This window comes from Segatella hominis (genome assembly GCF_019249725.2).
Lineage (GTDB): Bacteria > Bacteroidota > Bacteroidia > Bacteroidales > Bacteroidaceae > Prevotella.
Map to the genome: position 1 here is coordinate 1,763,418 of NZ_CP137559.1, position 13,304 is coordinate 1,776,721.

Below are 13,304 nucleotides of genomic sequence, written 5' to 3' on the forward strand. Positions count from 1 at the left end.
ATTAATTTTCTTCCGTCATATTTTAATATTCCATAGAGAAAGTGATGCCACGACGCATCATATCCTCCAAAGTTGGCTTCATACGAAGGATAAAACCTTCCCATGAACGGTTCTTTTGCATGCTCCAGCCCGCCTCTGCCAAAGCCAAGGCACGAGGATAAGCCTGGTAATAGATACGTTCAGGTGTATTAATGCACTCGCTCCATAGCGTACCAGCCACGCCAAAGAGATTGTTGTTCTCAAAATCTTCACCCATTCCCCAACCCGGATCAAGACGATACGTATCTTTCAGGGTGGTAACAGGCATTCCCCAATTCACTTCCGGCATATCTCCCTTCGCCATAGGATAATCAAAATAACAATGTTCACCTGGACAAAGCATAATACGGGCATTATTTTCTACGGCAGCCTTCAAAGCTTCCTCTGTCAGACCCGAACGCCAGGCAAAGGTAACGCATCCCGGTTGAATTTTCTTGAAATCCAGTTCATACCAGAACATCGGAGTCTTATGATATCGGTTGCGCAAGAGTTCTATCATGCGGTCGAAGAGATAACCTTGCAATTTCCAATTCTCAGAACGGTCGGTCGTGGTAATACCTAATTTTTTCTTCAGCGCCTGACATTTAGGACAATTGGTCCAACAATCCAGTGCCGGATTACCTGCCTCATCTCCACCTAAATGAATATAAGGAGAAGGGAACACGTCAGCCAATTCCTTGAAAACATTTCCTAAGAACTCGTAAGTGAACTCATTACCCGGACAAAGTAATTCATCAGAAACACCACAAGTAGTTCGGATTGGCACCTGCACACCATGGCAAGTCAATTCAGGATAAACGCTGATAGCAGCCACTTCATGCCCAGGCATTTCGATTTCAGGAACCACCTGCACATGATATTTCGCAGCATAACTTACCAAATCCCGCATCTGCTCTTGCGTATAATAGCCTTTGATAGGCATATTCATGTCATCCATTCCCCATCTGCTGCTTGCCTCAGCCGTCAAACGAGGATACTTCTTGATTTCGATACGCCAAGCCTGGTCATCCACCAGATGCAGATGGATGGCATTTAGTTTGTAGCGGGCCATCTCAGGAATGAAAGCCTTCAACTGCTCATAAGGGATAAAAGTACGACAAGGATCCACCATCAGTTCTCTGACATGGGTACGTGGCTGGTCTGAAAGCGACAGTTGAGGAATCGCATCACAGCAGTTCTTTGCCCCATTACCACGCAGCAACTGGTCAAAGGTCATTAAACCATAAAATACACCAGCTGCCGTTTTTCCCTTAATCGTTACTCCTTGCGGCAAAACTTCGAGAGTGTAAGCTTCTACGTCAGCAAGAGAAGGATCTATTTCCATCGTTAAAGTCAACTGTTCTTTGCTTCCACCCTTTACGTTTGCTTTCTGTCTGGAATTTCCCACCTGAGTGTTATTGTTTGTCAAGCAGCCACGTTCAGAAAGGATTCTTTCGGCCTGTTCCTTTTCATTCGCAAGACCATCAGCAGCCACGATATTCCAATTTTCATGCACCTGAAGTAGGTGGGCATCTTTCTTTACCTGCAAATCCATAGGCACAGGAATCAGGCATTTCATCGGATCACATATTTCCTTAGCCTGCTTCATGTCAGCAAAGAACAGACTCCAGCCCGGTGCCTTCCGGTAAGCCTTCTCGCTTCCCTTTGGAACGATTAACTTACATTGACTGCGATGGATGCCATAGAAAGTCGTGATGTCTGCACGAGGAGGAATCTTGGAATTCACCTTCACGGTCTGTAAACCCGATAAATGGGCAAAAGCATATTCAGCCAACTGTGGAGTTCCTTCGATGACGATATGTTTCAGGTTTTTACAACCCGAAAAGGCAGCTGCATCTACCTGCTTTAAACTCATCGGAAGATGAAGTTCCTGCAAGTTATCACAGGCAAAGAAAGCCTGCGAACCAATCTGCTGCACTCTTTGAGGCAGCAAAATTTTTTGCAGATGATGGCGAGAATGAAAAGCATTCTTAGGGATGACAGGACAAGTCGCTTCACTCAAATCTACATTTCTGAGTTGCCAGCAAAGATCTCTCATTTGCCGGAAATCTGAATTACCTTGAGTGGTCAGGTTGCCCGTCAACTTCAAGGAAATCGCCGTTGTTTTCTTTTCTGCCTTCAGGCTATCCATGTTGGCTACAGTCTGTGCGAACAGAGTTGGCGAACACAGGAGCATGAAGGAAAGTGCTAACATTTTTCTCATACTTATGAATATCATTAGGTTATAGTTATTAATAATTCCAATGGGACAAAAATACGGATTTTATTAGAACTTTCCAAATTTTTTGAATTAAAACTTCTAAAAAAACACATCTTACTTTATTTTAGAAAAGGGAAGGAGGAAAAGAAAGAGGAAGAGAGAAATAATGGAGAGGAAAAAAAGGAGAGGAAAATGAAGGGAGAGGAGTAGAATGAAGAGGGAGGAAGCATAGAGGGATTGAAGAAACAAAAAAGAGGAATGTCTTTATTACCAGACATTCCTCTTTTGATTTTATTTCTTAGATTTCAGAAATATTCTAATACCATTGTACTGCATTAGAATAACCGCTGCGCTTATCATATTTCAAGGCATCCGTCAATGTAGAAGCATTACAACGGAAGGTAAAATTATAACTTGTATAAGGCGAAAGCACCACCGAACAACTCATATTGAAGCAGTGGAGATCACGCTGCAAGCTTGCAGTAGTCATACTCATTTTATGATTATCGAAATCATAACCGGATGAGAAACTGATATTCCAGCCATCACTCAGTCTTACGTTACCACTCATATTCAGCGTTTGGGTAAACTTGTATGGATAGCGCATAGACTTCTTGTTGAACTTTTCCTTGCGCGTATCCTCACGCATGGTAACACCATAACCGAAAGTCAGCGACCAAGGCATCTTGAAAGCCATGTAACCATTCGAGTCGGTCTTAGCCTTACCACTCTTCTTCTTGGCAGCAGTCTTTCCCTTCTCCAAGGTATCGTCCACATTACTTTCTATATCAGTATCCAGTTCATCCTCATCCTGGTCCTTACGCTTACTGTCCTTCTCATCATCATCACTCTTTCCACTAAACAGCTTTGCAAGTTTCTCAGGTGTCAGCGTGAAAGACAGGTTCTGCGACATACCCTGGAATCGGCCGAATCGACCTTTACCCCACTCTGTATGAGTACCGACGTATGGATTTCCCTGTTCGTCCAGTTCATAAGCATAGGTAGCAAAGACCGCATTCATATTGAACGTATAGTTCTTCCACCATTTCAGACGCAGGTTGATATTCATATCGCTCCAAGGTCTTACCTTCGCCGCCATATTGTAACTCATATTGATGTCAAACGCATCTATCAGACTGATTTTCTTGAAACCAGTAGAGTCCTTATCGCTCTTGACCTTCATCTCCAGGTTGTTGCCTAAAGTGAAAGAGAGGCTTCCGGTCTTTCCCTTGCCAGGCACACCATAAAGTGAATTCTGGTATGGAGAATAGCTGACGAGCGAAACATTACCATCGGCATCCGTCTTCTGATAAGTTTCCCAATAACCATAACGGGAAGCACCAAAGTCAGGCGCATAACTGAAACTTACGGTTGGCGTGATAACATGGCGAATGGCCTGTATCTTATCACCGAACAATTTGCGATTAGGCACCCAGAATCCATAGAGTTTGGTGGACATACCCACACTCATGTTCCAATTATAAACATTGTGGAAACCATAGGTGGTGTCGCACACCTCAGTCTGCTTCTGTTCATCCCATGACTTTGTCACCTTATTGGTGTACATACGGTCAGAGAAGTTGAAGCTTGGATTGATGTTGATGTACTTGAAGAGCGTGAACGAAGCACTCACCGGAATCTGATGCTGCCATGCATTTCTCCAATCCTTGATGAGATTGCTCTTCATGAACTGGTCTTCCTTCGTATTGATCGAGTTGCTGATATGTCCAGTATAACTCATCGCAATCTTCTCATACCATTTCTCGTCACCCACCATCTTCTTTCGGCGGAAAGGATAGAAACGGGCTATGGAAATATTGAGGTCAGGAAGTGTCACAGCCAAACTGGAGTCACGCATATTCTGCGAAAGGTTGGCAGTAGCGCTGAGCGTCATACCGATACTTGAGAATCCTGTACTCCAGCTCACAGAAGAGGTACGCGTACTCTGCGTCATCGTCTGCGGATTATAGAGCGAGTTGAGATTGTTGCGCTCATAGCTGGATGTGGCAAAGTTGACACTTGCCGACAAAGAACTGAAAGGATTGGCCTTTGAGTCCTGTCGATGACTCCACTGCACCTTGAAACTCTCCTGCTCAGCAAAGTCAGGCATTCCCTTGTCACCCGTCTTCGTATCCTGGTAACTGAAGAAGAAACTTCCCGAGTACTTATAGCGTTTGCGGTAATTACTTGCAGCAGAAATACCCCAGGAGCCCTTCGTGTAGATTTCACCCAGGAGTTTCAAGTCCCATTTGTCATTGACGGCAAAATAATATCCACCATCTCTGAGATAGAAGCCACGGTCGCTTTCATCACCATAGGTAGGCATGATGAAACCACTACTGTAGCTCTTGGTAAATGGGAAGAATCCGTAAGGGATTGCCAAAGGCATCGGCACATCGCACACCACGAGATAAGCCGGTCCGAAAACCACATCCTTACCCGGTCTCACTTTCGCTCTGGAAAGAGAAATATAGAAATCAGGATGAGGATCATCACAGGTCGTATATCTACCATGTTGCAGATAGATAGCTCCAGTAGAATCACGTTTTGATCGGGCACCCGTCAGGAATCCATCCTGCTGCTCTGTATATACATTATTAATAAGTGCCTTCTTACTCTTGAAATTGAAGGCAATCGTATCCGTATCGTAGGTATCAGAACCCATCTTGAAGACTGGTTTACCCTTGATGCCACCTTCAGCAGTAGAGTCGGCGGTACCCGTAGCCTTCACATTGCTCTTGTCGATGTCCATGGTAATCTTGTCACTCGAAAGATCCATGTTGGTATATTTCACATTGGAATTACCATAGAGATGCGCCACTTTATGAGGTGCATCATAGACGAGAGAATCCTCCGCCGTATATTGCACCGGCGCATCCACGCCACCGGATTTCTTGCGATTCAAGCTATCCAGTCGGATACTGTCATCGACCACTTTATTATGTTTCCATATAGCCTTCTGCAGCGAATCCATCTGCAGGGTATCATTAGCAGCGTCCACCTTGATTTCATTGCCTAAGGAATCCACCCATACAGAGTCTCCCACAGCCATAGCGGTAGAATCAGCCATAGCCTTCTTCTTTTTCTTAGAAGGCATACCCGGATTGGCCACCATCATGCAGACAGCAGCTAAGAGCAGTACAGCTATAGTTGATTGTTTTCTCATTCAATATCTTTTGAGAAGTTATATTTCAAACAATTTCTCCCATTCCTGGAAGCGTTTCACTCCTTCTTCGCCAAATTTAGCGAGACTTTTCTCTGCCTTTTCTATCGACTTTTCCCTGTCGAGATGGGTTTTGCTGAAAAACTTATCAGCATAGCAAATCACCTTTTCCTCCATCGTTTCGGGAAGGAAGTCCTGATGAGGCAGCGGCAGATTCTGCTCTACGATTTGCTTACATGTAATGCCAGCCCCCGTATGGCGTTCGCATACCCGTGCATGGCGTTCATATCCTTCTTCACGCAGGATTTCAGCTCCCAGACGGCCATGACAGATGTATGGATGAGACCCAAAACACTGTATGCCAGGAGCATCCGTCAGGAAGATTCCCAAGTCGTGGAGCATAGCAGCTTCCTCGACAAACTGGGCATCCAGCTGCAATTCAGGATGATACGAAACAATCTGTAGCGCTTTTCGCGCTACAGATTGACTATGTGTAATGAGGATATGACGAAGTTCATTATCCTCAGGATAATACTTATCTATAATTGCTTGATAATCCATCATTATTCTGCGTTGCGCTCAATGTAAGCGATCACATCACCCTTGCGGATTTTGCTGCCCTGCTTAGCATTGATTTCTACGAGTTTACCACCAAGAGCTGCAGGAACGGTCTCAAATTCACCCCAAGGAGCAAGAATGTAGCAGAAAGCATCACCTTCCTTATATTCCTTGCCGATGAATGGCTCTACTGCAGGCTGGCACTCACCCTCGCCCTGGAACTCCCAGAAGATCTGACCTGCTACTGGTGCTACAATCGCATCAGCCTTGGCATGCTTGAATTCTGCGAGCTGAGCTGGAGTCAAGGTGCTGCCGAGCTTAGCATCCTTAGCCTTCTGGAGATCAGCCAGGAAGTTCTTCTTAGCCTGACCACTCTTGAAGTTGCGATACTGCTCTGGGTGCATAGCGAGCTCGAAGAGTTCCTCATCGTCCTGACCGTAATCCCAGCCGTTCTCGTCCATCTCCTTCTTGAAGTCATCGAGAGCGTTAGAAAGCAATGTATGAGCATCTACGTCTGTGAACTCACGGCCCTGCTTCTTGGCAAGTTCTACGAGTTCTGGATCGATGGTTCCAGGAATCTTACCACTCTTACCGAGGATCATACCCCACATAGAGTCGTCCATCATCACGAAACGACCCTTGCCCTGCTCCATGGTGAGGAGGTTCATCAATGAGATATTCTTCACATACTGGCTGAATGGAGTTACCAATGGAGGATAACCCACGCGTGGCCATACATACTCTACCTCGTCGAAGAGCTTGATCAGAAGGTCGTCCATAGACAATTCTTCCTCACCCTTCTTCTTGCGGATATTGTTGATTGTCTGGCGCATACCACCGAGGTCTGCCATCATACTACCCATCATACCGCCAGGAAGACCGCAACCGAGCAACAGAGAAGACATGATCTTATTGCCTGGGTTGATGAAGTAACCGAGCCACTCGTCGATGAATTCCTGAGTCATGGCACGAGCCTTCATGTAAGCGCTCATATTGATTTCAGGCACCTCAAAGCCCTCGTTCTTCAGCATGCTGATGACAGAGATGACGTCTGGGTGAACCTTACCCCAAGACAATGGCTCGATAGCAGTATCGATGATGTCGGCACCATTGTTGCAGACCTCGAGGATAGAAGCCATAGAGAGACCAGGACCAGAGTGGCCGTGGTACTGGATGATGATCTCAGGATACTTGTCCTTGATCATCTTGGTCAACTTACCGAGGAATGCAGGCTGACCGATACCAGCCATATCCTTCAAGCAGATTTCCTCTGCGCCGGCAGCGATGAGCTGGTCAGCGATATTCATATAATAATCGAGCGTGTGAACAGGAGAATTGGTGATACAGAGCGCACACTGTGGAGTCATGCCACCTTCCTTAGCCCACTTGATAGAAGGAATGATGTTGCGCACATCGTTCAGACCATCGAAGATACGGGTGATATTAGTACCCTGCTTAGCCTTCACCTTGTACATCAAGGCACGTACATCGTCAGGCACAGGATACATACGAAGAGCGTTCAGACCACGGTCGAGCATGTGAGTCTTGATACCTACCTCATTGAAAGGCTTACAGAAAGCGCGAACTGCCTCGTTAGGATTTTCGCCTGCGAGGAGATTTACCTGTTCGAAGGCACCACCATTCGTCTCAACACGGCTAAAGCAGCCCATTTCGATAATAACTGGGGCAATCTTAGCCAACTGATCTTTACGTGGCTGGAACTTACCAGAACTCTGCCACATGTCTCGATAAACGAGACTGAACTGAATTTTCTTCTTCATTATTTATTAATGTATTATATTCTAATGATTGACAAATCTATTTTTTGCAAGTGATTTTCCATCAAGTAACGGCTGCCATCAAACAGGCCCGAAAGCCCCTTCCTGGCAACGCATAATTTACCAAGGTGCAAAATTAGACAAAAAAATCCAATTATCAGCCTATTCAGCTATTTTTTTGCAAATATTGCATTATTTTATAAAGGTTCTACCGATTTTCACCGATAGAACCTTTGTCATTTCATTACGATTCTGAATGTTTCTCTTACAGAGTTCCCCCTATTCCTCATCACCCTTTTCCAGTTCCTCGGTAAACTCCTTATGGAAAGTGCTGAAGAGACGCAGGATTTCCTTACGTGCCTCTTCCTCCTCATCCCAGAGATTCAGTTCACCAGCGCGATGAGCCAATATCATCTTGGCGCAGCGACGTATCTTGCGCTTGTTGTTGCGTGCCTGCAACTGGTCTCCCTGTATAGGTTTCTGATTGATATAGGAGAATGCCAACAGCTGCTTCATGAACATTTCAAACATAGGATCATCATGACGCCAGTCTTCATCATTCAGCCAGAACCATTGGAAACCATATTTCTGTTCCAAAGATATGAGATGAGCACCCAACTCATCTATTTTGCCAGGATCCTTCTGGAACTGCTCGTAGGCATAATTGCCCAAAGCAGTAGGCTCCAGGACAAATTCCTCCTCGCTTCCTTCATCCATCGTACTGCCTCCCAAGGTAATACGCCAACGGTAGTTCTTGTTCTTGACCAATGCTTCATGGGCATTCATCATCAGTTCAGACAGTTTACCTTCGCTTGGCAGTTCATCCACCACAGACAGGCGATCACGCTGATCGCGCACAACCAACTTGCCCTCATGCTGGCGAAGCACACACATATAGATCAACCTATCATTGTCCAGATGCAGGGAGAAACGGTCGTTGCTATCGTCGCCCACAAATTCATAGCGATAATCATCCACCTTCTCGTGTGGGATTTCCACATCACCGCGCATCTTGTTGCCACTCTTGTCATAAAGCGAGAATCCGAGATAAGGAATCTGTAGGCGCATGGTGACAGGCGCCCCCTCCTTCTTCGGAGTCAAAGTGACCAGCAGACCTTCATCGCCGAAATCTTCCTTCTTGCAGACAAAACCGTCTCTTGTCTTTTCCGCCTTTTCCACCTTTATATCGCCATGACGCCAGAAAAGGTCGAAAGTAATGGTATTTTCATCCTCATCAGTTACCTCAATGAAATCTTCCAGATCCATACCCAGGAAAACTGCCTTGGCTGGTTCTATGACTTCATCGTCATCATCCAGCACTCCCACCAGGATTTCTCCCGGCATAGGGTCGTCTTCCCATTCAGCATCTTCAGGAGCATTGGCTGCCTTAAACACGAGATAGAGCATTCTCGCTTCCTTGCGGCTACCATCTTCCTTGCATTGAAACACCTTTGATTCCTTAGGTACATAGAATGGTGTTGATAGATACGGATTTTTGCATAATGCTGTATATTCGATTTCTGTCCACACCGGTTGTGTGTGAGTTGTGTTTACTGTCATCCTTCGTATTTAAATGTTTTTATTATCTGTCTTTATACATGTTCTCGTAATATTTCTGATAGTCACCGCTGGTCACGTTGTCCATCCATTCCTGGTTGTCGAGATACCATTTCACGGTTTCCTCGATACCTTCCTCAAACTGCAGACTTGGTTCCCATCCCAACTCCTTCTGGAGCTTACGTGAATCTATCGCATAGCGCATATCATGTCCCTTGCGGTCGGTCACGTAGGTGATCAGGTCAAGGTCCTCACCTTCCTTGCGTCCGAGCAGACGATCTACGGTCTTGATCACCACCTTGATGATGTCAATATTCTTCCACTCATTGAAACCGCCGATATTGTAAGTCTCGGCAATCTTACCCTTGTGGAAAATCATATCGATGGCACGGGCATGATCCACTACATACAACCAGTCTCTCACATTCTCACCCTTACCATATACTGGCAATGGCTTGCGATGACGGATATTGTTGATGAACAATGGAATCAACTTCTCAGGGAACTGATATGGACCATAGTTGTTGGAACAGTTGGTCACGATGGTAGGCATTCCGTATGTATCGTGGAAGGCACGTACGAAATGGTCTGAACTTGCCTTAGAAGCCGAGTATGGAGAATGAGGATTATACTTGGTAGTCTCCAGGAAGAATTCCTCGCCATAAGCCTCGTGGTTCTTTCCGCTGGAAGCCTTGGTTGTGAAAGGCGCTGCAACACCCTCTGGATGAGTCATCTGCAGGGCACCATACACCTCGTCGGTAGAGATATGATAGAAGCGCTTGCCCTCATAACCCTCTGGCAGACTCTCCCAATAGATCTTGGCAGCCTGGAGCAAAGACAGGGTACCCATCACATTGGTCTGAGCGAAAGTGAAAGGATCCTTGATACTGCGGTCCACATGACTCTCTGCAGCCAGATGGATAATACCGTCCACCTGATACTCCTTCATCAGTTTCAGCATCAGATCGAAGTCACAAATGTCACCCTTCACGAAGGTATAGTTTGGCTTGTCCTCAACATCCTTGAGGTTAGCTAAGTTGCCTGCGTATGTCAACTTGTCGAGGTTGATGATATGATACTCAGGATACTTGTTCACAAAAAGTCTTACGACATGTGAGCCGATGAAACCAGCACCGCCCGTTATGATGATATTCTTCATTTCTATATGTTTTTAGTATATAATTTCAATTAGCTACTTTCTGTTCGGGATATTACTTGGCAGCCTCCAGATGAGCAATACATTTCTCAAGTGAATCCACCCAGTAAGGCACTTTCACGCCGAAGGTCTCCTTGATGGAACGCTTGTCGAGCACGGAGTAAGCCGGACGGGTTACCGGAGATGGATATTCTGAACTGTAACATGGTTGGATGTCGCAATCCGTATGTCCTGAGATTCTTGCTATCATCTGGGTGAAATCATACCAGGAGCAAACTCCCTCGTTGGAGAAATGATAGATTCCTACCAGTTTCTCCTGCGCTTCTGCCGTCTTCATCTTCTCTAAGATGGTCTCAATGGCATAAGCCAGATCCAGCGCATAAGTAGGAGTACCGCACTGGTCGAACACCACCTTCAACTGCGGTTTGGTGGCAGTCAGGTTGAGCATAGTCTTGCAGAAATTCTTGCCAAACTCAGAATAGAGCCATGCGGTGCGGATGATGACATACTTGCAGCCGCTGGCGATGATTTTCTGTTCGCCGTGGAGCTTAGTAGTACCATAAACGCCCGTAGGAGTGCCCTTCTGTTCAGGATTGCAAGGCACATTATAAGGTTCCTTACCAAACACATAATCCGTAGAAATCTGAACGAGCAGACCATCCACTTCCTTCATAGCCTTGGCAAGATTTTCTGGCGCATCCGCATTCAGTTTCTCAGCCAGTGCAGCCAACTTTTCATCGGTTTCACAAGCATCCACATTGGTCCAGGCAGCACAGTTGACGATAGCCTGCACCTCATTGTCCTTCACCATCTTTCGGATGGCATCCATATCCGTAATATCCAGATAAGTAGTCTCCAGACCCTCCACCTGATTGACATCCGTAAAGATATAATGATCAGTAGTATTCTTGCTAACGATACGCATCTCATTGCCGAGCTGACCGTTGGCACCCGTAACTAATATATTCATTTCTATTTACAATTTACAATTAGACCCAGCTTTATCAGCATTTCCCCAAAAGCCCCTTCAAAGCCCTTTTTACCTTTTTACTTTTTTACCTTTAAAAAGGACTGTCAAAGTCTTTCAGCATATCATGCTTGGTATCCTTCTCAGAGAGAATAGCATGCTCTGTAGGAATCTTCCAGTCGATGCCCAAGCTCTCGTCGAGGATAGAGATTCCCCCGTCAGCCTCAGGATGATAGAATTCATCGCACTTATACTGGAACACAGCAGTTTCGCTGAGTACGGCAAAACCATGGGCAAAACCACGTGGAATAAAGAACTGGCGATGATTATCCTCGGTCAGTTCCACAGCCACATGCTTGCCATAGGTAGGAGAACCCTTGCGAATATCCACAGCCACATCGAGCACGGCACCCTTCACGCAGCGCACCAGCTTAGACTGGGTGAATGGAGGGCGCTGGAAATGAAGTCCGCGCATCACGCCATAGGACGACATACTCTCGTTGTCCTGGCAGAAATGGATAGGATGGCCCAGTATCGGAGCCACCTTCTCGTCAAATTCACGCTGAGAGAAACTCTCGAAGAAATAGCCACGGGCATCCTTGAAGATGCGAGGCTCAATGATGAGCACGCCATCTATATCAGTTTTGATTACTTCCATATCTTAGTCCTTTAAACTGTTCTGGTACCATTCATAAAGCTTCTCTACACCATCCTCGATTTCCACCTGATGGGTCCAACCGAGCGAGTGCAACTTGCTTACATCAATCAACTTTCTTGGAGTTCCGTCTGGCTTAGAAGCATCAAACTCCACCGTACCCTCGAAGCCCACCGTCTTCACGATCAGTTCAGAGAGTTCACGGATAGTAAGTTCCTTACCAGTACCCACATTGATGTGGCAGTTGCGGATTTCACCGAGCGAAGGAATGGCACCGCCACGACCCTCAGAATTGTTACGGTCAACGGCACCGTCCACCTTGGCACCATAGAAAACAGAACTGTATTTCTCGATACCGATGATGTCCTTGAAATCTACATTCAGGAGCACGTGAACGCTGGCATCCGCCATATCCTCGCTCCAGAGGAACTCACGCAGCGGAGTACCTGTACCCCAGAGCACCACCTTATTATTATATATACCATAGAACTCCAGGGCTTTCAGGATACGCTCATGGTCGTTATGACCATCCACGTTGCCCTCGCCGATGAGTTCGCGCAGTTTATCAGTAGGGTTGATCGGACGCTTGTTCATATCCACCTCAATACTGTGCCAGTCGCCCTCATGAATCAGTTTAGCCAGATAGATCTTGCGCATCATCGCAGGCATCACATGACTGTTTTCCAAGTGGAAATTATCATTCGGACCATAGAGGTTGGTAGGCATCACAGCGATATAGTTGGTGCCATACTGCAGATTGTAGCTCTCGCACATCTTCAGTCCAGCAATCTTGGCAATGGCATACTCCTCGTTGGTATATTCCAGAGGAGAAGTAAGGAGCACATCCTCCTTCATAGGCTGCGGTGCATCCTTCGGATAGATGCAGGTAGAACCCAGGAAGAGCAGCTTCTTCACACCATGACTGTAAGCATTGCTGATGACATTACATTGCATCTTCATGTTCTGCATGATGAAATCGGCGCGGTAGAGCGAATTGGCCATGATGCCGCCCACGAAAGCAGCAGCTAAGACCACAGCATCCGGACGCTCCTCATCGAAGAATTTCTGAACGGCATATTGGTCGGTCAGGTCCAGTTCCTTATGCGAACGGCCCACTAAGTTATTGTAACCACGTTTCTTCAAATTGTTCCAAATAGCGGAACCCACCAAGCCATGATGCCCAGCAATGTAAATCTTACTATCCTTACTCAACATTTTTACATCAAAAATT

Annotated in this window: 9 protein-coding genes; all 9 read right to left on the minus strand. The window is 46.1% G+C overall.

The features are described 5' to 3' along the window. Window positions 1-22: 22 nt before the first annotated feature. Window positions 23-2,242: a family 20 glycosylhydrolase gene (locus tag KUA50_RS07335; RefSeq protein ID WP_218458024.1), complete on the minus strand. Its 2,220-nt coding sequence runs from the start codon at window positions 2,240-2,242 to the stop codon at window positions 23-25. A gap of 313 nt (window positions 2,243-2,555) precedes the next feature. After that, complete coding sequence (locus KUA50_RS07340) at window positions 2,556-5,405, minus strand: putative LPS assembly protein LptD (protein WP_218458025.1); 2,850 nt, start codon at window positions 5,403-5,405, stop codon at window positions 2,556-2,558. A gap of 18 nt (window positions 5,406-5,423) precedes the next feature. After that, window positions 5,424-5,963, minus strand: a complete 540-nt coding sequence (locus KUA50_RS07345) for an HDIG domain-containing metalloprotein (RefSeq protein WP_218458041.1) — start codon at window positions 5,961-5,963, stop codon at window positions 5,424-5,426. 2 nt (window positions 5,964-5,965) lie between these two features. Then, complete coding sequence (locus KUA50_RS07350) at window positions 5,966-7,741, minus strand: oxaloacetate decarboxylase (RefSeq protein ID WP_022110875.1); 1,776 nt, start codon at window positions 7,739-7,741, stop codon at window positions 5,966-5,968. Between the two features lie 276 nt (window positions 7,742-8,017). Then, complete coding sequence (locus tag KUA50_RS07355) at window positions 8,018-9,298, minus strand: hypothetical protein (protein WP_256624362.1); 1,281 nt, start codon at window positions 9,296-9,298, stop codon at window positions 8,018-8,020. A gap of 22 nt (window positions 9,299-9,320) precedes the next feature. Then, the gene (locus KUA50_RS07360) at window positions 9,321-10,454 is read right to left on the minus strand and encodes a dTDP-glucose 4,6-dehydratase (RefSeq protein WP_218458026.1); all 1,134 of its coding nucleotides are present in this window, start codon (window positions 10,452-10,454) and stop codon (window positions 9,321-9,323) included. Window positions 10,455-10,506: 52 nt separating this feature from the next. Beyond that, window positions 10,507-11,421: a dTDP-4-dehydrorhamnose reductase gene (gene rfbD, locus KUA50_RS07365; RefSeq protein WP_218458028.1), complete on the minus strand. Its 915-nt coding sequence runs from the start codon at window positions 11,419-11,421 to the stop codon at window positions 10,507-10,509. Window positions 11,422-11,512: 91 nt separating this feature from the next. Further along, complete coding sequence (rfbC, locus tag KUA50_RS07370) at window positions 11,513-12,076, minus strand: dTDP-4-dehydrorhamnose 3,5-epimerase (protein ID WP_022110871.1); 564 nt, start codon at window positions 12,074-12,076, stop codon at window positions 11,513-11,515. 3 nt (window positions 12,077-12,079) lie between these two features. Continuing rightward, a complete protein-coding gene (locus KUA50_RS07375) occupies window positions 12,080-13,288 on the minus strand; it encodes a GDP-L-fucose synthase family protein (RefSeq protein WP_022110870.1) in 1,209 nt (402 codons plus the stop codon). Window positions 13,289-13,304 lie beyond the last annotated feature (16 nt).